26 protein-coding genes are annotated in these 24,687 nt (G+C 60.6%); 16 read left to right on the forward strand and 10 right to left on the reverse strand.

Annotated elements, in window-relative coordinates; all coding sequences use genetic code 11:
• Positions 1 to 52 precede the first annotated feature (52 nt).
• Positions 53 to 988 carry a sugar ABC transporter substrate-binding protein gene (locus tag ACPF9B_RS01735; RefSeq protein ID WP_007205717.1) on the reverse strand — a complete coding sequence of 312 codons (936 nt, stop codon included), beginning with the start codon at positions 986 to 988 and terminating at the stop codon, positions 53 to 55.
• A gap of 186 nt (positions 989 to 1,174) precedes the next feature.
• Between ACPF9B_RS01735 and ACPF9B_RS01740 the strand changes: the two genes are divergently transcribed.
• Entirely contained in the window at positions 1,175 to 2,173 is a 999-nt protein-coding gene (locus ACPF9B_RS01740; protein ID WP_007205716.1) for a LacI family DNA-binding transcriptional regulator, read from the forward strand.
• On the opposite strand, the gene ACPF9B_RS01745 is transcribed toward ACPF9B_RS01740, so the two are convergent.
• Genes ACPF9B_RS01745 through ACPF9B_RS01755 form a run of 3 tightly spaced genes read right to left on the reverse strand, consistent with a single transcriptional unit; the run spans position 2,170 to position 5,329 of the window.
• Complete coding sequence (locus ACPF9B_RS01745; RefSeq protein ID WP_424178809.1) at positions 2,170 to 3,303, reverse strand: Gfo/Idh/MocA family protein; 1,134 nt, start codon at positions 3,301 to 3,303, stop codon at positions 2,170 to 2,172. The genes ACPF9B_RS01740 and ACPF9B_RS01745 overlap by 4 nt on opposite strands.
• 6 nt (positions 3,304 to 3,309) lie before the next feature.
• Positions 3,310 to 4,200, reverse strand: a complete 891-nt coding sequence (locus tag ACPF9B_RS01750) for a sugar phosphate isomerase/epimerase family protein (RefSeq protein ID WP_424178811.1) — start codon at positions 4,198 to 4,200, stop codon at positions 3,310 to 3,312.
• 13 nt (positions 4,201 to 4,213) lie between these two features.
• The gene (locus ACPF9B_RS01755) at positions 4,214 to 5,329 is read right to left on the reverse strand and encodes a Gfo/Idh/MocA family protein (protein ID WP_424178813.1); all 1,116 of its coding nucleotides are present in this window, start codon (positions 5,327 to 5,329) and stop codon (positions 4,214 to 4,216) included.
• Between the two features lie 111 nt (positions 5,330 to 5,440).
• On the opposite strand from ACPF9B_RS01755, the gene iolD reads away from it, so the two are divergent.
• The 5 genes from iolD to iolG are packed head-to-tail and all read left to right on the forward strand — an operon-like array spanning position 5,441 to position 10,967.
• Positions 5,441 to 7,312 (forward strand): 3D-(3,5/4)-trihydroxycyclohexane-1,2-dione acylhydrolase (decyclizing), encoded by a 1,872-nt coding sequence (gene iolD / locus ACPF9B_RS01760; protein ID WP_424178815.1) that lies wholly within the window; start codon positions 5,441 to 5,443, stop codon positions 7,310 to 7,312.
• A 1-nt stretch (position 7,313) separates the two neighbouring features.
• Entirely contained in the window at positions 7,314 to 8,282 is a 969-nt protein-coding gene (gene iolC, locus ACPF9B_RS01765) for a 5-dehydro-2-deoxygluconokinase (protein ID WP_424178817.1), read from the forward strand.
• 12 nt (positions 8,283 to 8,294) lie between these two features.
• On the forward strand, positions 8,295 to 9,134 hold the full coding sequence (locus tag ACPF9B_RS01770) for a 5-deoxy-glucuronate isomerase (RefSeq protein WP_007205710.1): 840 nt from the start codon (positions 8,295 to 8,297) through the stop codon (positions 9,132 to 9,134).
• A complete protein-coding gene (locus ACPF9B_RS01775) occupies positions 9,131 to 9,970 on the forward strand; it encodes a class II fructose-bisphosphate aldolase (protein WP_424178819.1) in 840 nt (279 codons plus the stop codon). The genes ACPF9B_RS01770 and ACPF9B_RS01775 overlap by 4 nt, the downstream gene beginning before the upstream one ends.
• Before the next feature lies 1 nt (position 9,971).
• Complete coding sequence (iolG, locus tag ACPF9B_RS01780; RefSeq protein WP_424178821.1) at positions 9,972 to 10,967, forward strand: inositol 2-dehydrogenase; 996 nt, start codon at positions 9,972 to 9,974, stop codon at positions 10,965 to 10,967.
• Here the strand turns inward: iolG and ACPF9B_RS01785 are convergent.
• On the reverse strand, positions 10,964 to 11,158 hold the full coding sequence (locus tag ACPF9B_RS01785; protein ID WP_424178823.1) for a hypothetical protein: 195 nt from the start codon (positions 11,156 to 11,158) through the stop codon (positions 10,964 to 10,966). The two genes, iolG and ACPF9B_RS01785, sit on opposite strands and share 4 nt — an antisense overlap.
• A 51-nt stretch (positions 11,159 to 11,209) precedes the next feature.
• Entirely contained in the window at positions 11,210 to 12,382 is a 1,173-nt protein-coding gene (locus tag ACPF9B_RS01790; RefSeq protein WP_424178825.1) for a phytanoyl-CoA dioxygenase family protein, read from the reverse strand.
• Positions 12,383 to 12,471: 89 nt separating this feature from the next.
• On the opposite strand from ACPF9B_RS01790, the gene ACPF9B_RS01795 reads away from it, so the two are divergent.
• The 3 genes from ACPF9B_RS01795 (at position 12,472) to fnrL (ending at position 15,314) form a co-directional block, all read left to right on the forward strand.
• Positions 12,472 to 13,494, forward strand: a complete 1,023-nt coding sequence (locus ACPF9B_RS01795; protein ID WP_424178827.1) for a LacI family DNA-binding transcriptional regulator — start codon at positions 12,472 to 12,474, stop codon at positions 13,492 to 13,494.
• Between the two features lie 99 nt (positions 13,495 to 13,593).
• Entirely contained in the window at positions 13,594 to 14,475 is an 882-nt protein-coding gene (locus ACPF9B_RS01800; RefSeq protein ID WP_424178829.1) for a lysophospholipid acyltransferase family protein, read from the forward strand.
• A 113-nt stretch (positions 14,476 to 14,588) separates the two neighbouring features.
• The gene (gene fnrL, locus ACPF9B_RS01805) at positions 14,589 to 15,314 is read left to right on the forward strand and encodes a transcriptional regulator FnrL (RefSeq protein ID WP_007205703.1); all 726 of its coding nucleotides are present in this window, start codon (positions 14,589 to 14,591) and stop codon (positions 15,312 to 15,314) included.
• Positions 15,315 to 15,377: 63 nt separating this feature from the next.
• On the opposite strand, the gene ACPF9B_RS01810 is transcribed toward fnrL, so the two are convergent.
• Positions 15,378 to 16,211: a universal stress protein gene (locus ACPF9B_RS01810; protein WP_007205702.1), complete on the reverse strand. Its 834-nt coding sequence runs from the start codon at positions 16,209 to 16,211 to the stop codon at positions 15,378 to 15,380.
• A gap of 217 nt (positions 16,212 to 16,428) precedes the next feature.
• On the opposite strand from ACPF9B_RS01810, the gene ccoN reads away from it, so the two are divergent.
• From ccoN to ccoP, 4 genes are read left to right on the forward strand one after another with little or no spacing between them, the layout of a single operon-like run.
• Entirely contained in the window at positions 16,429 to 18,024 is a 1,596-nt protein-coding gene (gene ccoN / locus ACPF9B_RS01815; protein WP_040482872.1) for a cytochrome-c oxidase, cbb3-type subunit I, read from the forward strand.
• Between the two features lie 12 nt (positions 18,025 to 18,036).
• On the forward strand, positions 18,037 to 18,792 hold the full coding sequence (gene ccoO / locus ACPF9B_RS01820; RefSeq protein ID WP_424178832.1) for a cytochrome-c oxidase, cbb3-type subunit II: 756 nt from the start codon (positions 18,037 to 18,039) through the stop codon (positions 18,790 to 18,792).
• A gap of 11 nt (positions 18,793 to 18,803) precedes the next feature.
• Positions 18,804 to 19,019 carry a cbb3-type cytochrome oxidase subunit 3 gene (locus tag ACPF9B_RS01825; RefSeq protein WP_007205698.1) on the forward strand — a complete coding sequence of 72 codons (216 nt, stop codon included), beginning with the start codon at positions 18,804 to 18,806 and terminating at the stop codon, positions 19,017 to 19,019.
• Positions 19,016 to 19,888: a cytochrome-c oxidase, cbb3-type subunit III gene (gene ccoP, locus ACPF9B_RS01830; protein WP_424178835.1), complete on the forward strand. Its 873-nt coding sequence runs from the start codon at positions 19,016 to 19,018 to the stop codon at positions 19,886 to 19,888. Before ACPF9B_RS01825 ends, ccoP begins: the two co-directional genes overlap by 4 nt.
• 133 nt (positions 19,889 to 20,021) lie before the next feature.
• Here the strand turns inward: ccoP and ACPF9B_RS01835 are convergent, their stop codons facing one another.
• Complete coding sequence (locus tag ACPF9B_RS01835; RefSeq protein ID WP_040483226.1) at positions 20,022 to 20,522, reverse strand: Lrp/AsnC family transcriptional regulator; 501 nt, start codon at positions 20,520 to 20,522, stop codon at positions 20,022 to 20,024.
• A 153-nt stretch (positions 20,523 to 20,675) separates the two neighbouring features.
• On the opposite strand from ACPF9B_RS01835, the gene trxB reads away from it, so the two are divergent.
• Both trxB and ACPF9B_RS01845 read left to right on the forward strand, forming a co-directional pair.
• Positions 20,676 to 21,644, forward strand: a complete 969-nt coding sequence (trxB, locus tag ACPF9B_RS01840; RefSeq protein ID WP_040482871.1) for a thioredoxin-disulfide reductase — start codon at positions 20,676 to 20,678, stop codon at positions 21,642 to 21,644.
• A gap of 173 nt (positions 21,645 to 21,817) precedes the next feature.
• Positions 21,818 to 23,542 (forward strand): bifunctional sulfate adenylyltransferase/adenylylsulfate kinase, encoded by a 1,725-nt coding sequence (locus ACPF9B_RS01845; RefSeq protein ID WP_424178838.1) that lies wholly within the window; start codon positions 21,818 to 21,820, stop codon positions 23,540 to 23,542.
• A 59-nt stretch (positions 23,543 to 23,601) separates the two neighbouring features.
• Here ACPF9B_RS01845 and ACPF9B_RS01850 read toward each other — a convergent pair whose 3' ends face one another.
• Both ACPF9B_RS01850 and ACPF9B_RS01855 read right to left on the reverse strand, forming a co-directional pair.
• Complete coding sequence (locus tag ACPF9B_RS01850; RefSeq protein WP_007205693.1) at positions 23,602 to 23,826, reverse strand: DUF1150 family protein; 225 nt, start codon at positions 23,824 to 23,826, stop codon at positions 23,602 to 23,604.
• Between the two features lie 3 nt (positions 23,827 to 23,829).
• Complete coding sequence (locus ACPF9B_RS01855; RefSeq protein WP_007205692.1) at positions 23,830 to 24,243, reverse strand: Hsp20 family protein; 414 nt, start codon at positions 24,241 to 24,243, stop codon at positions 23,830 to 23,832.
• 158 nt (positions 24,244 to 24,401) lie between these two features.
• Here ACPF9B_RS01855 and ACPF9B_RS01860 point away from each other — a divergent pair, with 158 nt between their 5' ends.
• A complete protein-coding gene (locus ACPF9B_RS01860; protein ID WP_007205691.1) occupies positions 24,402 to 24,620 on the forward strand; it encodes a YdcH family protein in 219 nt (72 codons plus the stop codon).
• Positions 24,621 to 24,687 lie beyond the last annotated feature (67 nt).

The raw sequence follows: 24,687 nt of genomic DNA on the forward strand, positions 1-24,687 counted from the left end.
CGCAATTGAAAAAGGCGGGCGCTGGTGTCAGCGCTCGCCTAAATGTTACGGTTTAGCGGTATTCGCCAGCAAGATCCGCCACCAGACCCAGCGCATCGGCTGTCACGAAGCCGGGGCCAGAGTTGATGTTGTTGCCGGGCAGCACGCCAAAGCGGTGATAGTTTGTCAAAACGACGACCGGCAGATAGGCCTGTAGGAATGGTTGCTGGTCGATGCCCCATTCGATCACGCCATCACTGATTGCCTGCACAATATCACCACCCAGATCGAAGGTGCCAAAGTAGATGTCACCGGCAAGGCCCATCTGGTCCAGCGCCAGAATGGTCGGATCAGCAGAGGTTGGCCCCAGCGTCAGAACTGCATCCGTGTCGGGATTGGCGTTCAGATAGGCCATGACCCGGTTCTGGATTTCCGACGGATCCTGCCCGCTGTCGATCATCTGGTTGCCCAGATCAATCCCCAGACCATCGGCAAAGCCCTGGCAACGTTCGGTCGATGCGGGCTGCGCGATGTAATGGTTCACGCACAGAAACGACGCGACGCCATCGCCTGCTGCCCGCTGACCTGCGGCAAAGCCTGCATCGTATTCAGGCTGGCCGACATACATCAATGCGCCGACTTCGCGCGCCTGCTCGGGTGTGCCCGAATTGATGATGATGACCTCTATCCCGGCATCAACCGCATTGCGGATCGGGCCGGACAGAACGTCGAAATCTGCCAATGTGGTGATGATTCCGTCAGGTGCGCTGGCAGCGGCCTGTTCGATGATCCGCGCCATATCGGCAAGGTCACCGGTGGGCGGGTTGCGGTATTCGACCGTCACGCCCATCTGTTCGCCACCAAGGGCGAGACCGTTTTTGATTGTGTTCCACCAGCTGTCGCTGTCAGGCGCATGGCTGACCAGCACATAACGTTCGCCTTCGGCCATGGCGGCATTGGCACTGATCATCGCGGTGGCAGCGACCGCAGCGATCGTCACTGTTTTCATGACTGCTTTTATAATGTCCTCCCAAACATGTTGCGAGCGAATCTGGTTCCTCCCATCACGCCCATCCAAGACGTTAGGCGGCTTTTTAACAAATTGCAACCGGTTGCAAAAAACTGTGGATAAATGTTTATTCTTGAGATGGCCGAGATGTATTAGAACCCTTCTGAGCCAGATGGATAACGGGATATGACAGTGACTTTGAAAGACGTGGCGCTCCGCGCCGGTGTATCGCGCTCTGCCGTGTCGCGCACATTCACCGAAGGGGCGTCGGTCTCTGCCAAAACACGTGCAAAGGTTGAAAAAGCGGCCATTGAACTGAAATATAGTCCGAATGCGCTCGCGTCGTCGTTGACCACCGGCCGGACCAAGATGATCGGGCTGGTTTCCAACAACTTTCACAACCCGCTTTTTCTGGAAGTTTTCGACCTGTTCACGCGCGGTCTGCAGGAACGGGGATTGCGGCCTTTGCTGGTCAATCTTAGCGCTGAAACCGATCCCGCAAATTCGGTGCGGATGCTGCGGCAATATTCGGTGGACGGGGTGATCGTCGCGTCATCGACCCTGCCACCCAGCTTTGCCGAGGCGTTTCGCGATGTGGGCATCCCCGTCGTGCATTCCTTTGGCCGTTATACATCCAGCCCGCAGGTGCATGTCGTCGGCATCGACAATATCGCCTGCGGTCGGATGGCGGCCCAGCGCCTGATCGCCACCGGTTCGCGGCGGGTCGCATTCCTTGGCGGTCCTGAAAATGCGACATCGACGCAAGACCGAGAACGCGGCTTTCTGGAAGCGATGGCCAGCCACACCGATATTGCTGTCAGCGTCAGCTATGCGAGTGCTTATTCCTTTGATGCAGGCCGCACAGAAATGGCGCGGCTTTTAGAGTCCTCCCCGGCTGAGGCATATTTCTGCGGCGATGATGTGCTGTCCATTGGCGCGCTGTCTGCGATCGCCGATGCGGGCCTGCGCGTGCCTGACGATATCGGAGTGATCGGGCTGAACGACATGGCGATGGCGCGTTGGGAAAACATCAACCTGACCACGATCCGTCAGCCGATTGCCGAAATCATTGGCGCGTCGGTAGATTTGGTGGTCGGCACCATCGACCAGCCTGAAAGGCACCCCGAAACAAGGCTGTTTCCGTGCCGCATCGTCGAACGCGGCACGTTGCGGCCCTTTCCCTAGCGGAACATCGGCGGGCGGGCGTCTGTCCATGCGCCATCCGCCTTGGCCGATGCGACGCTGGCATAGACCGCCGCCATCGACCGCAGGCCATCCTCGGCCAGGGGCAGGCCATCACTGCTGCCACCCCTGATTGCTGCGGCGAGATCGACATAGATATTGGCGACCGCCAGCGGGAACCCTTCGGGATGGGCAATCGCCACACGGCTCAGGCGCGCGGCATCGGAACACAGCCCGGATTCGCCTTTTTCCATGATCTGCGTGCGCCCGCCGACGGGGGTGTAATAGACCTGATTGGGCTGTTCGGACGCCCAGCGCATGCCGCCGGTTTCGCCAAAGATCTGGATATCGAACCCGTGCTGCCGCCCGATGGCGACAGAGCTGGTCCACAATCGCCCGACCGTGCCGCTCGCCATGCGGAAATTCACCATGGCGTCATCTTCCAACACGCGGCTGGCAATGGTCGAGGCGAAATCGGCAGAGACCTTTTCAACCTCGTCGCCCACAATAAAACTGGCCATATGCAGCGCGTGAATGCCGCAATCGGCGAATTGCCCCGACACGCCCGCCATCGCCGGATCATAGCGCCAGCGCACGCGGGGGTTATCTGCATCTGTCGCATCGCCGTGGTGGCCGTGGCTAAAGTTGGTGACGACCAGCCTGACCTTGCCGATCTCTCCGGCGCGGACCATGGCGCGCATCTGGCGCACCATCGGATAGGCGGAATAGCAGTAATTCACCGCGCAAATCCGCCCTGCGGCGCGGGCGGTGCGCACGATATCCTCGCCTTGTTCCACCGTCATCGTCATCGGCTTTTCGCACAGCACGTGAAAGCCGGCCTCTAGAAACGCCTTGGTAATCTCGTAATGCGTGGCATTGGGTGTGGCGACGGTGACCAGATCAATCCGGTCCTCGCGCGCTGTCTCGCCTGCCAGCATCTCGCGCCAGTCGCCATAGGCGCGGTCGGCGGGAACTCCCAAGGATTGCGCATAAGCGCGGCCCTTTGCGGGATCAGCATCCAATGCCGCTGCCGCCAGATTGAAATTCCCGTCTGCCTGCGCGCCCAAACGATGCGCCGGTCCGATCTGGCTGCCTTCGCCGCCGCCGATCATGCCCCAGTTCAGTTTCATCATTGCCCCCTAGAACCCGATGCTTTGCAGATATTCACGATTGGCCCGCGCATCCGTGACAGGCGAGACATCGAGCGTCGGATCGCAATCCTGTTCGACCGTGCACCAGCCGCTGAACCCGTGATCCAGCAGAATCTGCCGCACAGTAGGGAAATCCACATCGCCTTGGCCCAGATTGCAGAAGATCCCTTGCCCGCAAGCCTCGTAGAAACCGGTGCTGTTGGCCATGGCTGTGGCTTTGACCGCAGGGTTGATATCCTTGAAATGCATATAGGAAATCCGGTCGATATGGCGGCGCATAAAGGCCACTGGATCAAAGCCGGCATAGGAATGATGGCCGGTGTCGAAACAGATTTTCAAAATGTCCTCTGGCACGTCATCCAGCAGGCGTTCCAGCTCTGGTTCGAAATCAATGAACCCTGCCGCATGGGCATGAATGCCCACGGTCAGGCCATATTCCTCGGCCCCCATGCGCGCCACAGTCGCGATCCTGTCGCGGAATGCGGCCCATTCTGCGGCGTCCATCTGTTCGGCATCTGCGGCACGCCCAGCCGTCGGTGCGCGGCGGGGCGAGATGCTGTCGATCAGCACCAGATGCTGCGCGCCATGCGCGACCAGCGCCTTGCAGGTCCGCACGGCACCGTCCAGCACATTGTCCCATTGCGCGGGGTCATGGAACGCGCGGAACACGACGCCGCCGATCAGTTCGAGTTCGTTTTCGGCCAGTGCATCGGCCAGCAGGGCAGGGTCCTCGGGCATGAAGCCGACAGGGCCGAGTTCGATGCCTTTGTAGCCGGCCTGCGCACATTCGCGCAGCACGTTGCGCCATGGCGGATTGCGCGGATCATCGGGAAACTCGACGCCCCAGGAACAGGGAGCATTGCCAATGCGGATCGTCATGAACGGGACCTTTTCAGTTGGATGGGACAGAATGCCAGCGGCCATCAGCGGCCGAGGCAAAAGCGGTTTCGATCACCTGCGCTACGGCCAGACCGTCACGAAAGGTGGGCCAGACCGGCTGGCCGCTCTGGATCGCCTGCAGGAAATCGCGGGCTTCGATGATGATCTGGTCCTGATAGCCGGTGCCATGCCCCGGCCCCTGACAGAAGGGCAGGTAATCGGGATGCGCGGGGCCAGTCAGGATCTTGGTGAAACCGCGCGTGGCCTCTGGCCCTGTCGCGCGGTACAGCCAGACTGCGTTCTGGTCTTCCTGATCGAACCGGATCGCCCCCTTGGTGCCGTGGATTTCATAGGCATAGCCCATCTTGCGCCCCGTTGCGGCCCGGCTGAAATACAGATGCCCCATCACGCCGGATGCAAAGCGCACCATCATCTGGCCGTGGTCGTCGTTATCGACGCTGACCGGCCCATCTGGTCCGGGGCGGGTGGGGTGGATGGTTTCGACTTTGGCTGACAATTCCGCGATATCGCCCAACAGCGCCACCGCGCAATTGATCATATGTGGCGCCAGATCGCCCATGCAGCCGTTGGGCCTGCCAAAACAACGCCAATTGGCCTGCATGGCCGGATCAGCTAGAAAATCCTCTGTATGTTCGCCGCGAAACCATGTCACGTCGCCGATGGCGCCATCGGCCAGCAATTGCCGCACGAATTGCGTGGCCGGCGTGCGGACATAGTTGAAACCGACCATGTTGGGCAGTCCGGATGCCGCGGCTGCTGCGACCATCGCCTGCGCATCCTCCAGTGACGCGCCCAGCGGTTTTTCGCAAAACACCGGCTTGCCAGCGGCAAAGGCGGCTTCGGCGATTGCGCGATGCGTGGTCTGGGGGGATGCGATGATGACCGCCTCGACCTCGGGGTGGGCGACAAGGGCGCGCCAATCGTCAGCGGCATGGGCAAAGCCAAAAGCAGCGCGGTACCGTTCAGACGATTCGGGTGTTGATCCTGTCACAACGGCAAGTCTGGGGCGCAGTGCCGTGTTGAATACCGCTCCGACTGCGGACATCGCCACGGCATGGGCCTTGCCCATGTAGCCGCCGCCGACAAGGCCGATCCCGATCTGTGTCATGATTCGTGTCCCCCCCCGACATGATCCGGTTGCAACCGGTTGCAAAATTGTTATCTTGAGTCGCAGGGCTTCGCAACCAGCAATCCGTGCAGCACCTTGAGGGAGGATCATATGACCACAACCGGCGCGACCATTCGCCTGACGACCGCGCAGGCCATTGTGCGGTATCTTGTGAACCAGTTCATCGAGTTTAACGGCGTTGAAATCCGCATTTGTGGCGGCGGCTTTGGCATTTTTGGCCATGGCAATGTCCCCTGTCTGGGCGAGGCGCTTTATCCGGTTCGGGATGTCCTGCCGCTCTATCGCGGGCAGAATGAACAAAGCATGGGATTTGCCGCGGCCGCCTACGCCAAATATCATCTGCGGCGGCGGTTCATGTTTTGCACCGCCTCTGCCGGACCGGGGACGGCGAACTTGTTGACGGCGGCGGCACTGGCGCATGCGAACCGGCTGCCGATGTTGATGCTATGTGGCGATACCTTCCTGACACGCCTGCCGGACCCTGTGCTGCAACAGCTCGAACATTTCGGCAATCCGACCATCGGCGTGAATGACGCCTTCAAGGCGGTCAGCCGCTATTGGGACCGGATCACCCATCCTGCGCAGATCATCCAATCGCTGCCCGCGGCCTTGGCCACGATGCTGGACCCTGCCGATTGCGGGCCTGCCTTTCTTGCGCTGCCGCAGGATGTGCAGGGCTGGACCTATGATTATCCCGCCAGCTTTTTCGTGCGCCGTGTGCATCGCATCCGCAGTCAGATGCCCGACGCGCGTGAATTGGCCGATGCCGCCGCCCTGTTGGCGGGTGCCAAACGCCCGATGATCATTGCCGGCGGTGGCGTGCAATATGGTGGGGCGGTGGCGGAATTGACCGCCTTTGCCGAAAGCCACGGTATCCCTGTTGTCGAAACCATCGCAGGGCGCGCCAATCTATTGGCCGATCATCCGCTGAATATCGGGCCGATTGGTGTGACCGGATCGGACAGCGCCAATACAATTGCGCAGCAGGCGGATGTGATCTTGGCCGTCGGCACGCGCCTGCAGGATTTCACCACCGGATCATGGACCGCCTTTGCCAAGGATGCGCAGATCATCGGGCTCAACGTGGGCCGCCATGACGCGATGAAGCATCTCTCATTGCCCGTGGTCGGTGACGCAAAGGTCGCGCTGCCCGCCTTGGGCGCGGCCTTGGGCGCATATAAAACCCCTGCCGATTGGACCAGGCAAGCGCAGGACCACCGCAAGACATGGGATACTTACGTCGCAGGCAACGTCGCCCACGGCAACCGCCCCAATTCCTATGCGCAGGCCATCGGCGTGGTGAATGCGCTATGCGATCCGCGTGATCGTGTGGTGACGGCGGCAGGCGGCCTGCCCGCCGAGGTGACGGCCAACTGGCGCACGCTGGATATCGGGACGGTTGATGTCGAATTCGGCTTTTCCTGCATGGGTTACGAAATCGCAGGCGGCTGGGGCGCGCGTATCGCACAGGCCGAGGCCGAGCCGGATAAGGATACCATCGTGCTGGTGGGCGACGGCAGCTATCTGCTGATGAATTCCGACATCTATTCATCCGTCCTGACGCAGAAAAAACTGATCGTGCTGGTCTTGGACAACGGCGGTTTCGCCGTCATCAACAAGCTGCAGAACAACACCGGACAGGATAGTTTCAACAACCTGATCGCGGATTGCCCGACGATCCCCGACCCCTTCGCGGTGGATTTCGAGGCTCATGCCCGCGCCATGGGTGCCGATGCCGTGACTGTCGCCAACCCTGCCGCGCTGGGCGAGGCGTTCTTGCGCGCGAAAGCATCGGACAAGACCTGCGTGATCGTGATGCAGGTGGACCCCTATGACGGCTGGACCACCCAAGGCCATGCATGGTGGGAGGTCGGCACGCCACAGGTATCAGACAGCGCGACCGTCCGCGCCAAACATGCCGAGACCGAGGCCGGCCGCGACCGCCAGCGGCAGGGGGTGTAACATGAAACTCGACGGCAACCGTTTCGTCATCATCGGGCGGGCAGGGATGGATTTCTACCCCGACCCCCCCGGCACCAAAACCGAAGCTGCCACGCAGTTCTTTGCCTGCCTTGGCGGATCATCCGCCAATATCGGCGTCGCGATCTGCAAATTGGGCGGGCAGGTGGATCTGGTTACTTGCGTGTCGGATGATGCCATTGGCCGCTTTGCGCTGAACCAGCTGGACCATTACGGCATTGGCCGTGCCCATGTCCGGTCTGTCGGCGGTGAGGCGCGCAATTCACTGGCCGTCGTGGAAACCCGGATCGAGGATCATCAGTCGGTGATCTATCGCAACGGCGCCGCCGATTTTGAAATGACCGATAGCGACGTCAGCGGGGTGGATTACACCGCCTATGACGCGCTGATCACCACCGGCACGGTTTTTGCCGCAGAACCATCGCGCAGCGCGACGTTTCTGGCGTTTGAACTGGCCAAGGCGGCGGGATTGCCGCTGATCCTTGATATCGACTACCGCCCCTATTCATGGGCCTCGGCGGACGAGGCGGCAGAGGTCTATTCGCGCGCCGGTGCCATGTGTGACGTGATCGTCGGCAATGACGTGGAATTCGGTTTCATGGCGGGGGATTATGACCGCGGCCTTGATAAAGCCCGCGAACTCGTCGCCCGCGGGGCCAGCCTTGCGGTCTACAAGATGGGTGAAAAGGGCGCGATTACGATCACCCCACAGGGCGAGGTCATAACCGGCATTTACAGCACCGATGCGCTGAAACCTACCGGCGCGGGCGACAGTTTTCTGGGTGGCTTTGTTGCGGGGCTGGCCGATGGCTTGGCCGTGCGCGATGCCGTGCTGCAAGGCTCTGCTGCTGCGGCGATCGTGGTCTCGCGTGTTGGCTGCGCCCCCGCCATGCCGACCCGCGCAGACCTGGACAGCTTTCTGCGCACCAATGTCGCCCCGACCGCCGCCTGAAAGGAAACGACCATGCATATCGCCCCCTTCGACAATGCCAACCAACCCATCGTCGATATCAATGACCCGCATGTGCCGCTGGTCTATTTCAACATCGTCAGGCTGGCGGCTGGGGCCAGCTTTCCCTATCGCGTGGCGGGGTATGAAACCTGTATCGTGCCAGCGACCGGCACCGTCACGGTCGAAACCGCAGGCCAGACTTTCGCCCAGATCGGCAATCGCGGTGCCGATGTCTGGGACGGCGAACCCGAAGGCGTCTATATCCCGACCGACACCACTGCACAGATCACCGCGCTGACCGATTGCGAGGTGTTCATCGCAGGCGCGCAGTTCAGCGAAACGCTGACGCCCTTCGCCGTGCGCGCTGCTGATATCGACTTTGTCCAATATGGCAGCGACGACACCAAGACCCATCGCAAGATCAAACATATCCTTGGTGCCGCACACCACGACCGCGTGGGCCGGTTGCTGGTGTCGGAACTTTACACCGTTGGCGCGGGTGGCTGGTCAGGCTTTCCCAGCCACAAACATGACACCGACCGTTTGCCCGATGAAACGCGGCACGACGAATGTTACAATTTCCGCTTTAAACCCGATTATGGCTCAGGTCTGCAAATGCTGCAACGCATCGATAATGAACCGGGGGATGCCTATCACATCATGAACCGGTCCACCGTGCTGATTGACAAGGGCTATCACCCCTGCTGCGTGCTGCCGGGATATGAGATGTATTATTTCACCATCCTTGGCGGGCAATCCCAGCGTAGCCTGAAGCAATATTTCCAACCCACACATGCCGCGCAATTGCACACGATCCCCGGCATCATGGACATGGTGGCAAAGTTCAAATGACCCTCAAAACATTGGCAGAGGTCCTGCAACCGGCCCTGCGCGACAATTACGCCGTCCCCGGCCTGGTCTGTCTGGGCTGGGAAGACATGCGCGCCTATGTCATGGCCGCCCAAGAGGAACGCGCCCCTGTGATCTTGCAGGCCGGGCCATCGTGCCGCGCGCATACACCGCTCCCGGTTTTGGGCGCCATGATGCGCCATCTGGCCGCCAGCGTCGATGTGCCGGTGGTCATGCATCTGGACCATGGCTATACATTCGAGGAATGCCGCGCGGCGCTTGATGCCGGTTTCACGTCGTTGATGTATGACGGATCGCGCAAGCCGCTTGCGCAGAACATCGACGAAACCGCCCGCATCGCGGAACTGGCCCATGCGGCGGGTATATCCTGCGAGGGCGAGATTGGTTTCGTCGGTTATTCCGGTGGCGAGAATTCCGCCGGTACCGATCCGGCCGAGGCGGCGATCTTTGCCCGCGACAGCGGGGTTGATGCGATGGCGATTTCTGTCGGCAACGTGCATTTGCAAACCGACCATGAAGGCGGGCTGGACGAGGACCGCATCCGCGCGATCGAGACGCTGACCGATGTGCCCTTGGTCATTCACGGCGGATCAGGCGTGCCCTATGCGCAGCGTCTGGCGCTGGCAACAGGATCACGGATCGCCAAATTCAACATCGGCACCGAATTGCGCATGGCCTTTGGCGCTGCGCTGCGCGATGCCGTGAACGCGGACCCCGCGCGCTTTGACCGGGTGAGCATATTGAAAGAAACACATGACCCCGTGATGTCCGCCGCGCGCGCCGTCATTCGCGGGCTCGGCGCATCGGGGAGAGCGTGAAATGCTGAAAATCGGAATACTCGGCTGTGGTCGCATCGGACAGGTCCATGCCCGCAGCATCAAGGCGCTGGATGGCGCAGAGGTCGTGGCCGTCGCCGATGCCCTGCCTGCGGCAGCACAGGCGCTGGCGCAGGCCACCGGCGCGCAGGTCCGCGATGTTGCCGCGATCCTGAATGCAGACGATATCGACGCTGTCGTGATCGGCACCCCGACCGACACGCATTTCGACCTGATCCAGCGCGCGGCCAAAGGCGGTCAAGCGATTTTCTGCGAAAAGCCTGTCGATATGTCCGTCGATAACATCCGCACGTGTATCGACATCGTGGGGCAGGCGGGCGTGACTTTCCTGACCGGATTCAACCGCCGGTTTGATCCCAATTTCGCCGCCCTGCGTGCGCGGATCAAGGCCGGTGACATTGGCGCGGTCGAGTTGGTCTGTATCACATCGCGCGATCCTGCCCCGCCACCTGTGTCCTATATCGCGCGCTCTGGCGGGTTGTTCCGCGATATGATGATCCATGATTTCGATATGGCGCGGTTTCTGATGGGCGAAGATTTTGTGCGCCTGCATGCGATGGGCAGCGCGCTGGTCGATCCCGCGATTGGCGAGGCGGGCGATGTCGATACGGCCGCCGTGATCCTGACAACCGCCAGCGGGCGGATCTGCCAGATATCCAATTCGCGCCGTGCCAGCTACGGCTATGATCAGCGGATCGAGGTGCATGGTGCGCTGGGCATGTTGCGCGCCGAAAACCAGCTGGAATCCACCGTCGAAATTGCGACCAAGGCCGGTTTCCGTCGTGACCCTGCACAGCATTTCTTTCTGGAACGCTACGAGGCGGCCTATCTGGCGGAAATGCGTGCCTTCATCGCGGCGGCCACAGGTGGAACACCAGCCGATCCGGGGATCGTGGACGGGTTGCAGGCGCAGATATTGGCAGATGCAGCGACGCTGTCGCGCGAAACCGGCCAGCCCGTGGATTTGTCTGCCGCCTAATCCTTGCTGTCTGGTCGCCAGTTCAGCACCAGATGCCAGGCCAGATAACCGCCGATGGCCGCGAACAGATAGGCCCAGGTCGTGTTACCACTGCTCCATTCCACCCCGGCCCAGACAAACGGCGCCGCTACGATCAGATAGCGGCGCCACGCGGGACGATAAAACGGATGGTGCGGGTCAATCAGGCGCATGTCACCTTGTCACATGGCAGGGCCGCAGTGGCAAGCTGCGGCCCTGTCGCGTTATGGGATCTGCCGCTCTACCAGTGCAGTCAGCGCCTCATCCAGCGCCTGTGGCGTCCAGCCTTGCAGGACTGCATCGCGCAGGATGTTCTTTTGCGTGCGCGGGGCAAGCCCGCCAACAGGTGGATCGCGGTCAAGGTTGGTGGGGAAAGAATAGCCTTCTGCCGTGGCGTTCAATACGGCATCGCGGGCGGCGGGTGGCGGGTCGGTTGTGCAGAGTGCTGGAAACACTGCGCGGCACATCGCACCGCGATCCACGCTTTCCATCGCCCGCCCGAAGGCCGATGACACCTGCAAGAGGTTGACCATGCGGTGAATATCCGTGCTGGAATTGCTGCCCGCGGCGTGGAACAGGGCGGGGTTGAAAAACACCGCATCGCCCTTGTCCAAGGGCAGCTGGACGCAATGCGTCTCGAAATGCGCGCGGAAGTCATCGCGGCGCCACGCGGCATAGCCGGGGCGGTAAAGTTGCGAAAACGGCAGCAGCTTGGTCGGGCCGGATTCAATCGACATATCGCAATGCGCAATCCCGCCTTGCAGCGTCATCAAGGGCGACAGGTCATGTACATGCGCGGGATAGGTGGCGCTGATATCGGCGGTCTGAAAGCCAAGGTGGTAATCGCGATGTGCCTGTTGCGCCTGTCCGCCCGGATGCACCAGATTGATCTGCGCCGTCATTTGATAATGCGGTCCAAGCCATGCCTCGCAGGCGGCATCAATGGCGGGGGTGGCGAAATAGCGAATAAACACATCGGGTGCGGTGATGGCCAGCTTTTGCAGGGAATTCCAGATCCGGTCATTGCTGCCTGCTGCGGCGAAATGATCGGCGGCGGCACCGCCCTGGGCGCGCTCGGTCGCAATGATTTCCATGTAAGCCACCGTCGCCGCATCAATTGCTACGTGATCTGTGCAGGCCTGTTTCAGCACGAACACCCCTGCGCCGGATTGCAAAATCGCTGCCCATTCCACCATCAACACGTTGCGCGCTTGCGGGTTGTCCAGATGTCCGGCCAATGCCGCCATGTCATAGACGGGAATATTCTTGGGCGCGGCAGTTGCGTTAGGGATGGTCGACATATCGACTGTCCGCGCGGTCAAGGCGGCGAAATCCGCCAGATCGCAGGCGGCTTCGTGATAAAAACCTGTTCCTTGTGGTGTGGTGTCCAAGGTCATCGCGCGCTCCAGTGCTGGTTTATGGGTTCTGGGGCAGCGTAGCGGATGCAGGCTTGTGCCGATGCGAAAAACACATCACAAACACATCAATGACACATCGTTTCCCGATCAAGGAAATCGCCAGGCAGGCGGGGCTGGGACCGGCGACAATTGACCGCGTGCTGAACAACCGCGCCAATGTCAGCCCGCAGACCCGTAACCGCGTTGCCGCCGCCTTGCGCGAATTAAAGGCGCAAGAAGCGCAGCTTGCCACGCGGGGCCGCAGCGTCATTCTGGATGTGATCGCCGAAGCGCCGCTGCGGTTTTGTCGTGAAATCCGGATCGCCGCGCAATCCGCCGCCAGCGCCATGCCGGGGGTCGCCGTGCGGCTGCGGTTCCAGCTGCAAGAGACCATGACCGAGGCCGAGATCTTGGCCGCTCTTGCGCGCATTGCAAAGCGGGGCAGCAACGGTATCTGCCTGAAGGCGCGCGACACGCCACTGCTGCGCGCGGCTATCGCAGACCTGGCCAGCGCGCGGATTCCGGTCTTTACGCTGGTCACCGACCTGCCCGGCAGCGCGCGGCACGGCTATTTCGGGCTGGACAATGCAGAGGCCGGGCGCACCGCCGCCCATCTGCTGGCGCAAAGCCTGCCCGATGACAGGGCCACGATCCTGACATCGCGCAGTCAGGATGCCTTTCGCGGAGAAACGGACCGCTTTACCGCGTTTCGTGAGCTGATCACGGCGCTAAAACCCGCAGTGCAGATCATTGATGCGTCCGGCGGGGCAGGCATGACGGCATCGACCAGCGCGCAGCTGGACAAGATCCTGACCAGCCGCGTCCGCATTGATGGCGTCTATTCCATGGGTGGCGGCAATGCGGCTATCCTGCGGACCGTGGCGGCGCACGGCCAACAGCCCCGGGTCTTTGTTGCGCATGATCTTGATCGTGAAAATACGCAATTGTTGCGCCGTGGCGCGATTGGTTTCGTTTTGCACCACGACCTGGGACGCGACATGGCGACCTTGTTCGCAGCCGCTGTTGGCGGCAACAAGACCGCCAATCAGACAGCAAGCGCGTCCAGCGATTTGCAGATCATCACACCCTATAACTTGCCGCGCTTTGCGTAACGCCGTCACGGCATTGGTTCGCGCCGAAATGGCGCGCTATGCTGGGCCTGTCGCAGTTTGCCACTTGGCAATGACGCGCGGAGCGGTCAAACGACAAGCATGATGCGCCGCCCTCTTAAATATGCCTGGAACCAGTTTCGCTATGTGCCGTTGCTGTCCGTGCTGACGTGGTCGCGCGCACGGCGGTTTGACAAACGGTCCCGCGCGCTGGGTTCGGCCATCGGTTTCGTGATGCGCTGGTTTCCGCCCGCCCGCTGGCGGTTTGACCGTCAGGTTCTGCGCGTCTTTCCCGATATGGATCGCAAGGCGCGGGCAAAGCTGGGGCAGGCAATGGGCCGCGCCATGGGCCAGACCCTGTTCGAAATTTATCATTGTGCCGAATTCCAGTCGCGTCGGGACAAGTTTCACGCCGAAGGGCCGGGCCTTGAGGCGTTGGTTGCTGCGCGGGATGCGGGCAAGGGCGCGCTGATCGTCTCGGGCCATTTCGGACAATGGGAGGCCGTGCGCGCCGTGCTGAAGGCGCGCGGCATGGAAACCGGCGCGATCTATCGCCGCCAGCCCAACCCGCATTACCAGCGCCGCCTGCGCGCTGGCATCGAAGCGGGGGGTATGCCGATCCTTGAAACCGGGCGGACGGGCACGAAAGCCCTGATCCGGCACCTGCGGACCGGCGGCTTCATGGCGATCCTGCTGGACGAAAAACAAGGCGACGGCGCGGCGCTGCCGTTTCTGGGCCATCCGGCGCTGACCTCGCTTGCGGCGGCGGAACTGGCGCTGAAATACGATCTGCCGATGGTACCGGCCTACGGATTGCGCCGCGCGGATGGCGAAAGTTTCGACGTGATCTTCGAGGCACCGATCCCGCATAGTGATCCGGTGACGATGACCCAGGCCTTCAATGACAGCCTGTCGGCACGGATTCGCGCGCGTCCAGATCAGTGGTACTGGATGCTGCGGCGGTGGGACAAACCGCGCGCATAGCCTGCGCCGCGCCGCGTGCCATAAGCGCGGGCGCAGCTTTTTCAGTTTCCGATAGATAAAGTTGGCATTTTCCTGCATCATCGCCGCAGCCAGACCGGCCAGGAACGAAATCAATGACATTCTCTGTCCCGAACATGAAATCATGTACGGATTGTCCGATCCGTTACAACGCGGTCTGTTCCAAATGTGAACCCGATGAAATCGAAATCTTGGAGCAGATTAAATATTACCGGTCCTTTGCGGCGGGGCAGACCGTGTTTTTCGCGGGCGATCTGCTGGAATTCGTCGGATCAATCGTGTCGGGTGTCGCCAGCCTGACGCGCACCCTGCCGGACGGGCGGGTCCAGATGGTCGGTCTGCTGTTGCCCGCCGATTTCATGGGACGCCCGAACCGCGAAACCATCGACACCGATATCGTCGCCGAAACCGACCTGATGCTGTGCTGTTTCCGGCGCAAGCCGTTTGAGAAACTGATTGAACAAACCCCGCATGTTGGCCAACGCCTGCTGGAAATGACGCTGGACGAATTGGATGCGGCGCGCGAATGGATGCTGGTCCTGGGCCGCAAGACCGCGCGTGAAAAGATCGCGTCGCTGCTTTACATGATCGCCACGCGGATGGTGAAGCTGACGCCCGGCGCGCCCGAGAAGATATCGTTCATCCTGCCGATCACCCGCGAGACGATGGCAAATTACCTCGGCCTGACGATTGAAACCGTCAGCCGCCAGATGACCGCGCTCAAGAAAGACGGCATCATCGCCTTTGACGACCGCCGCGATATCAAGGTGCCTGACATTGACGTGCTCAAGGCTGAAACCGGCGAGGATGTCTATTCCTGACGCGTCGGTCGGGGGTCTGTCCGAGCTTGTCCTGAACTGCGGGGCGCGCGGCTGAACCTCGCCCTAGCGGGACATCAGGATGGGGCGGTCGGCCCGTTCCAGCAGGCTGCGGGTGGCGCCGCCGAAAACCGCTTCGCGCAGGCGCGAATGGCCATAGGCACCGCTGATGATCAGATGAGCGCCGACCTCGCGCGCGCGGCGCAGCAGGATTTCACCCACATGCGGTTCGGTCTTGGCCAGCACCGCGACCTCGGACCTTGTGCCGTGGCGCATCAGGTATTGCGCCATCGCACCACCTGGGTCGGACCTGTCGGCACCATGCATCGGCGGGTCGATGATACAGATATCGGCGACATCGGCCTGTTGCAGCAAGGGCAGGGCGGCGCGCGCGGCGGCCAGCGCCTCGGCTGCGTCGTTCCAGCCCATCACGATGTGGCCGCCCGCCGCTGGCGCCTTGCAGCCTTTGGGGATCATCAGCACGGGGCGTTCGGCGGCGAACAGGCACGCCTCGACCAAGGCTTCGGCATCGGGGTTGTCTTGATAGGGGCGGGGCAGCACCACTAGATCGGAAAACCGCAGCTTGCGTGCCAGATAAGGCGTCAGCGCAGGCCCCTGCACGGTGGCCGATTGCAGCGCCCAACGGACGGGTTCGCCCTGCATCCGGTCGTTCACCCAAGCGTCGAGCTTTTCGCGTTCGGCCATGGCATCGCGGGTCTGACGTTCGATCGTCATCGCCTCGGCGCCCATGAAGTAATTATGCGTCTCGCTGTGGCAGATGGTGACCACGAAAATTTCAAGATGTGCATCCATCCGCGCGGCCAGCGTGATTGCGGCATCAAGCCCTTCGGTCGATGCATCGCTATCCGTCAAGACAGTCGAAATGATCTTATATGCCATCGGTCTGGCCCTTCCCCGTCATAAGCCTTGTCAGGGAGCGATCGTTCGCGCAAACCGGCCCTTCCCCGATCCATGCCGCGTGGCGCGGTGTGATGCATTGATCCATGTCAAACGACGGGTTGATCCACATCAACGACCGCATCGGCGGACACCCGCATAACCCCATCATCGACAAAAGATCGGGCCGTGTTGTGGTGCGATGGACAAGGGGAATTCCATGGGGAATTATTTCAAGCTTGCGGCATTGGGGATCATCGCCCTTTTTGCGGCCATGGCGGCGAATTGGGGGCGTGACGCGGCCTATATCGTGCATGCCATCATCATTCTGGGCGTGTCCGGATTCATGTTCATCCGCGTTTTGCGCCAGATGGAACAACCGGCCATGGCCACGCCGACCGGCTATATGGACGATGTGGTCCGTGCCGGTGTGGTGGCGACGACGCTGTGGGGTGTTATCGGCTTTCTGGTCGGCGTGATCATCGCGTTCCAGCTGGCTTTTCCGCAGCTGAACTTTGAAATGCTGCAGCCCTATGGCAATTTCGGACGCTTGCGCCCGCTGCACACCTCTGCAGTGATTTTCGCTTTCGGGGGCAATGCGCTGATCATGTCGTCATTCTATATCGTGCAACGGACCTGCGGCGCGCGGCTTTGGGGCGGCAACCTCGCGTGGTTCGTGTTCTGGGGGTATAACCTGTTCATCGTTCTGGCAGCGACCGGCTATCTGCTGGGGGCGACGCAGTCCAAGGAATATGCCGAGCCTGAATGGTATACCGACATGTGGCTGACAGTGGTCTGGATCGCGTTTCTTGCTGTTTTCCTTGGCACTTTGTTCAAGCGGCAGGAACGGCATATCTATGTCGCCAACTGGTTCCTGCTGGCCTTTATCGTCACTGTGGCGATGCTGCATGTCGTCAACAACCTGAGCATCCCCGTCAGCATCTGGGGCAGCAAGTCCGTGCAGATCTTTTCGGGTGTGCAGGATGCCATGGTGCAGTGGTGGTACGGCCATAACGCGGTGGGCTTTTTCCTGACCGCCGGTTTTCTGGGGATGATGTATTATTTCGTCCCCAAACAGGCGGGCCGTCCGGTGTTCAGCTACAAGCTGTCGATCATCCACTTTTGGGCGCTGATCTTTCTGTATATCTGGGCGGGTCCGCACCATTTGCATTACACCGCGCTGCCGGATTGGGCATCAACGCTTGGGATGGTGTTTTCGATCATCCTGTGGATGCCCAGCTGGGGTGGTATGATCAACGGTCTGATGACCCTGCAAGGGGCGTGGGACAAGCTGCGCACCGATCCGATCATCCGGATGATGGTCATCTCATTGGCTTTCTACGGCATGTCCACGTTTGAGGGACCGATGATGTCGATCCGTGCGGTCAACAGCCTGTCGCATTACACCGACTGGACCATCGGGCATGTGCATTCTGGCGCGCTTGGCTGGAACGGCATGATCACCTTTGCCGCGCTGTATTTCCTGACACCGAAACTTTGGGGGCGCGCGCAGATGTATTCGATGTCGGCAATCAACTGGCATTTCTGGTTGGCCACGATTGGCATCATCCTTTACGCCGCGTCCATGTGGGTCACCGGCATCATGGAAGGCCTGATGTGGCGCGAAGTCGATGCCAACGGGTTCCTTGTGAACAGCTTTGCCGACACCGTTTCCGCCAAGTTGCCGATGTATATCGTGCGCGGTCTGGGCGGGGTTCTGTACCTCGCAGGTGGGATCATCATGGCTTGGAACATCTACATGACGATCCGGGGTGGCGTCAAAGTCACTGCCGCGCTCGGCGTGCCAGCAGAATAAAGGGGCAGAGCAATGTCTGAAACACCAACAACACCGAACAAAGGTTTCCTTGCCAAACATGCGATCCTTGAACGTTCGCCCACATTGCTGCTGGTCTCGTCGCTGGTCGTTGTGGCCATCGGCGGTCTGGTGGAAATCGTGCCGCTCTTCTATCTGGAAAACACCATCGAAAAAGTCGAAGGGGTGCGGCCCTATTCGCCGCTCGAACTGGCGGGGCGCGATGTCTACATCCGTGAGGGCTGTTATCTGTGCCACAGCCAGATGATCCGCCCGATGCGCGACGAGGTCGAACGTTACGGCCATTATTCGCTGGCGGCGGAATCGATGTATGACCATCCCTTCCAATGGGGGTCCAAACGCACTGGCCCCGATCTGGCCCGCGTGGGTGGCAAATATTCGGACGCCTGGCATCTGGACCACCTGATCGCGCCGCGCAGCGTGGTGCCGGAATCGATCATGCCGGGCTATGCCTATCTGCTCGATACTTACGTCAACGCGGACTACACCGCTGATCTGGTGCGCACGCACCGGATCGTCGGCGTGCCCTATACCGAGGGCATGATCGCGGTCGCGGCCACCGATGTGCTGGCACAAGCGGACCCTGAAACCGATGCCTATGACGATCTGCTGGCACGTTATCCGGGCGCGCAAATCCGCAATTTCGACGGCCGCCCCGGCGTGTCGGAAATGGATGCGCTGATCGCCTATCTGCAAATGCTGGGCACGACGGTCGATTTTTCGACCTTCACCCCTGACGCCAGCCGGTAAGGAGACAGCGCATGGAAACGCCAACACTTTTGCAGCAAATCGCCGACAACTGGCTGCTGGTCTGGATGGGCACGTTTTTTATCGGCGTGATTCTCTGGGTGCTGCGGCCAGGTAGTCGCACGCAATATGCCGATACCGCCAACATCCCCTTCCGTAACGAGGACCGGCCCGCCCCGCGCAAAGATGCCGATGGCGTGGCCCGCGACACAAAGGAGCTGCAATCATGAGCAGCCATGACCACAAGGACATCGACGACGTCACCGGCACGGATACCACTGGCCATAGCTGGGACGGGATCAAGGAATTGAACAACCCACTCCCGCGCTGGTGGCTGTGGACGTTCTATATCACCATCGTCTGGGGGGTGGGCTATACCATCGCCTTCCCCGCCTGGCCGCTGATCAGTTCTGCGACATCGGGTATGCTAGGCTATTCGACACGCGGAGAAGTCGCCCAAGACATCGCCCGTTTTGAACAAGCCAACAGCGCCATCATGGCGCAACTGGCCAGTGCCGATCTGGACACGTTGGACCAGACCCCTGAATTGATGCGCTTTGCCACTTCGGCGGGTGCTGCGGTGTTCCGCAACAATTGTTCGCAATGCCACGGGTCCGGTGCGGCAGGGGCTGTGGGCTATCCCAACCTGTTGGATGACGATTGGCTGTGGGGCGGTGATTTCGAAAACATCGCCTACACGGTCCGTCACGGCATCCGCAACGAAGAAGACTGGGACGCGCGCTATTCCATGATGACCGCCTTTGACGAGATCCTGTCTAACGGTGAAATTGACGCTGTCGTAAACCATGTGCTGGCGATTTCAGGGCAAACCTATGACGCGACGCTGGCTGCTGCTGGCAGCGCATTGTTTCTGGACAATTGCGCCGCCTGTCACGGCGATGCAGGCACCGGCGACCGCAATCAAGGCGCGCCAAACCTGACCGACGCGATCTGGCTTTATGGCGGCGATCCTGAAACGCTGGAACAAACGATCCGCTATGCGCGGTTCGGCGTTATGCCGCCATGGAGCCCCCGTTTGTCAGAGGCGGAAATCCGTGCTGTCACGGCGTATGTCCACCAGCTGGGCGGCGGCGAATAAGGCTTCACACGGGTTTTGTCACCTGTTCGCGCATCGGCGAAACCCACCGTGAAGAGAAGGGCGTCTGGATGTCCGGACGCCTTTCTTTTACCCATCCCTCAATTGACAGCCGCGCGCCCAGCGGGGCAATGCGTCAGGCCTGCTGGGCCAGCCGCGCTTCTAACACGTCAAACGGCACGCCCGGTTCATCCTTGGCGCCACGGATCACCAGTGATGTTTTGACGGACGCCACATTGTCGGCGCTGGTCAATTCTTCCGTCAGAAACCGTTGAAAGCTGCGCAGATCAGGGGCTACGCATTTGAGGATGAAATCCACCTCGCCGTTGAGCATGTGGCATTCGCGCACCAAGGGCCAGCTGATGCATTTGCGCTCGAATGCGGACAAATCCGCCTCGGCCTGACTGACCAGCCCGACCATGGCGAAAACCTGCACTTCGAACCCCAGTTCGCGCGCGTTGACATCGGCATGATACCCCGTGATGAACCCTTGTTCTTCCAGCGTGCGCACGCGGCGCAGGCAGGGCGGCGCGGAAATGCCGACGCGGCTGGCCAGTTCGACATTGGTCATGCGGCCATCGGCCTGCAATTGCGCCAGAATCATCCGGTCAATTTCGTCGAGTTTCGTACCTGGCATCGGGTTCCCCATCAATTTTGCCGAATACTACGTTTTCCATCACGGATGCGCAATAATATTTCACATTTCAGCAATAATAGAACGCGCTGTCTGGCCCTTCCAACCGGCGGGTCGGAGCGTTATATCAGAACAATATCCAGCAAGAGGTCTGCCATGTCTGCCACCCGTCATACCCGCGTTCTGATCATCGGCTCCGGTCCTGCGGGTTACACCGCGGGTGTCTATGCGGCGCGCGCCATGCTTGAACCCTTGCTGGTGCAGGGGATGGAACCAGGCGGGCAGCTGACCACCACGACCGAAGTCGAAAACTGGCCCGGCGACACTGAAGTCCAAGGCCCCGACCTGATGCTGCGGATGGAAGCCCATGCGCGCGCCATGGGCTGCGAGATCGTGCAGGACATCATCACATCGCTTGATCTGCAAAACCGCCCCTTTACCGCGCAATCCGACAGCGGCACGGTGTATACCGCCGATGCGGTGATCCTGTCCACCGGCGCGCGCGCCAAATGGCTGGGCCTGCCGACCGAGGACAAGTTCAAGGGTTTTGGCGTCAGCGCCTGTGCCACCTGTGACGGGTTTTTCTATCGCGGGCAGGAAATCGTCGTCGTTGGCGGCGGCAACACCGCTGTGGAAGAGGCGCTGTTCCTGACCAATTTCGCCTCCAAGGTGACGCTGATCCATCGCCGCGACGAATTGCGTGCAGAAAAGATTCTGCAACAGCGGTTGGAGAACAACCCAAAGATCGAAACGCTCTGGTTTCACGAGGTCGAAGAAGTGTTCGGCACCGACAGCCCCTTGGGTGTTGAAGGTATCCGCGTGCGCGATGTGCGCAATGGTGCCATCAGTGAAATTGCGGCCAAGGGCGTGTTTATCGCCATCGGCCATGCGCCTGCGTCCGAACTGGTCCAGGGGCAGCTTGAGACGCATAACGGCGGCTATGTCGTGGTCGAGCCCGGCACCACGCGCACCGCGATCCCCGGTGTGTTCGCCGCCGGCGATCTGACCGATCACGTTTACCGGCAGGCGGTGACCAGCTCTGGCATGGGTTGCATGGCGGCGCTGGATGCCGAAAGGTTTCTGGCCGCCGCGCATGACATGCAGGACATCAAAGCGGCGGAATGACCGGCCAGACATGCTGGCCTGCGGCACCACAGGGCTGATCTGTTCGCGCATCGCGTGGCAGATCGCTCCAGCGTCCCGTTCCTGCCGCACGGGGCGGAAAAGCAGTCTTTTCGGCGCGGATTACTAGACAACGGCGCATCGCGGAGTCTATGCCACGGCAACGGTAACCAGCGATGTCAGTGAAAATTATGCCACCAGATTTGGCCCCAATCCCCGAACTCTATGTCTCTTACGAGAGCGCCCAGAAACTCAAGGCAGAGGCGGGCGATCTTGTCAGTCACGACCTGACGCCGCGCCAGATCTGCGATCTGGAATTGTTGATGAACGGCGGGTTCAACCCGTTGAAAGGGTTTCTGTCCGAGGCGGATTACACCAGTGTTGTTGACACGATGCGCCTTGCTGATGGCGCGCTGTGGCCAATGCCGGTCACGCTCGATGTCAGCGAAGGCTTTGCCGACAAGGTGACGATCGGGCAGGACATCGCGCTGCGCGATCAGGAAGGTGTGATCCTTGCGACCATGACCGTCACCGACAAATGGGTGCCGAACAAAGCGCACGAGGCCGAAAAGGTCTATGGCGCCGACGATAGCGCCCATCCTGCGGTGAACTATCTGCACAACACCGCAGGCAGCGTTTACTTGGGTGGCCCTATCACCGGCATCCAGCAGCCGGTGCATTACGATTTCCGTGGTCGGCGTGATACGCCCAACGAATTGCGCGCATTGTTTCGCAAACTGGGCTGGCGCAAGGTCGTGGCATTCCAGACCCGTAACCCTTTGCACCGCGCGCATCAGGAACTGACCTTCCGTGCCGCGCGCGAAGCACAAGCGAATCTGTTGATCCACCCCGTGGTCGGGATGACCAAACCGGGCGATATCGACCATTTCACCCGCGTGCGCTGTTACGAGGCGGTGCTGGACCAATATCCATCCGCCACCACCACGATGAGCCTTTTGAACCTTGCCATGCGCATGGCTGGCCCGCGCGAGGCGGTCTGGCACGGGCTGATCCGCAAGAACCACGGTTGCACACATTTCATCGTCGGCCGCGACCATGCCGGACCGGGCAAGAATTCCGCCGGTCAGGATTTCTATGGCCCCTATGACGCGCAGGACCTGTTCCGCGAACATCAGGACGAAATGGGCATCGAAATGGTCGATTTCAAACAGATGGTCTATGTGCAGGACCGCGCCCAATACGAACCCGCTGATGAGATTGCAGACAAGGACAAGGTGACGATCCTTGATATTTCCGGCACCGAATTGCGCCGCCGTCTGGCCGAAGGGCTGGAAATCCCCGAATGGTTTTCTTTTCCGCAGGTCGTCGCAGAACTGCGCAAAAGCCGCCCCGCGCGGGCGAAACAGGGTTTCACCGTGTTTTTCACCGGCTTTTCGGGGTCGGGCAAATCCACTATCGCCAATGCGCTGATGGTCAAGCTGATGGAAATAGGCGGACGTCCGGTGACCTTGCTGGATGGCGATATCGTACGCAAGAACCTGTCGTCGGAACTGGGGTTCAGCAAGGAACATCGCGACCTGAACATCCGGCGCATCGGTTATGTCGCGTCAGAGATCACCAAGAATGGCGGCATCGCGATTTGCGCACCGATCGCGCCCTATGCCACGACCCGTCGCGCTGTGCGCGAGGATGTCGAACAATTCGGCGCCTTCATAGAAGTCCATGTCGCCACATCCATTGAGGAATGCGAACGGCGCGACCGCAAGGGGCTGTACAAGCTCGCGCGCGCCGGCAAGATCGCGGAATTCACCGGAATTTCCGACCCCTATGATGTGCCTGACCATCCAGAACTGCGGCTGGATACCGAAAACCAAAGCGTTGACGGTTGCGCGCATCAGGTGCTGCTCAAGCTCGAAAGCCTTGGGCTGATCAAGGGCTGAAGCGTGGCGTGGCCTGCATCATGATGCAGGTCACAGGCGGCGGCGCTGGTCTGCGCGCCTTAATGCACCGTCACTGGATGCATGTGGTTTTCGCGCGCCAGATGAAACGCCAGCTTGCGGTCTGCAACCAGCGCCAGTTGCTCGCCCTTGGTGTTGTGGACGGCGAACACCTCGCGCAGGTCGCCGATTTCGGCGCGCACCTCGTCGGGCAGATCGGCTGTCAGCACGGGTTTGACATAGACGATATCCTGCCCCAGCGTTTTCAAATCGTATTTCATGTTCATGGCCTAGCCTTTCCTGATCTTGATCGTCTGGACCACGCGGTCGGGAACCGACCGTGTCAGATCGACATGCAGCAGGCCATTTTCCATCACCGCCTCGCCGACATCGACACCGTCGGCCAGCACGAATGACCGCTGGAACTGCCGCGCAGCGATTCCGCGATGCAGATAGATGCGCCCTTCGCTGTCGTCGCGCTGGCGGCCCCGGATCACCAGTGAATTATCCTCGACCGTGATCGCCAGATCGCTTTCGGCGAAACCGGCCACGGCCAGGGTGATCCGGTAGGATGTGGCACAGGTTTGTTCGATATTATAGGGCGGATACCCGTCATTGCCGGTTTTCGCGGTGCGTTCGACCAGCCGTTCCAGCTGTTCAAAGCCCAAAAGGAACGGATGGGTTCCCAAAGCCATTTTCGTCATAAGACATGCCCTTCGTTCAAGCGACTGTCGGTATGGCCCCGCGCGCGGCGGCCTGATTGAGATATGGGTGCCGATCATGACCTGATCAAGAGGAAGTATTAGTATGTTGGCCCGACTTTGGTTATCTAGGGGCATCAGCTGCGGGATGATGCGGATCAATGACCACCTTTGCCAAGATGGATGAAATCGACGTTTTGCGCGTCAAGCTGGAAATGCTCAAGCGCCAGCACCGCGATCTTGATTCCGCGATAGACGCGCTGCATGACCGTGCATCGACCGACATGTTGACGATCAAGCGGCTGAAAAAGCAAAAACTCGCGCTCAAGGACCAGATCGTCGTGCTGGAAGACCGTATTCTCCCCGATATCATCGCCTGATCGCCCGTTGCGGTGGCCCCGCGCATGGCTATAGTGCCGCTTCAAGTTTTGGTATGGGATCAGCACA

Source organism: Yoonia sp. TsM2_T14_4, assembly GCF_049602355.1.
GTDB classification, from domain to species: Bacteria; Pseudomonadota; Alphaproteobacteria; order Rhodobacterales; family Rhodobacteraceae; genus Yoonia; species Yoonia vestfoldensis_A.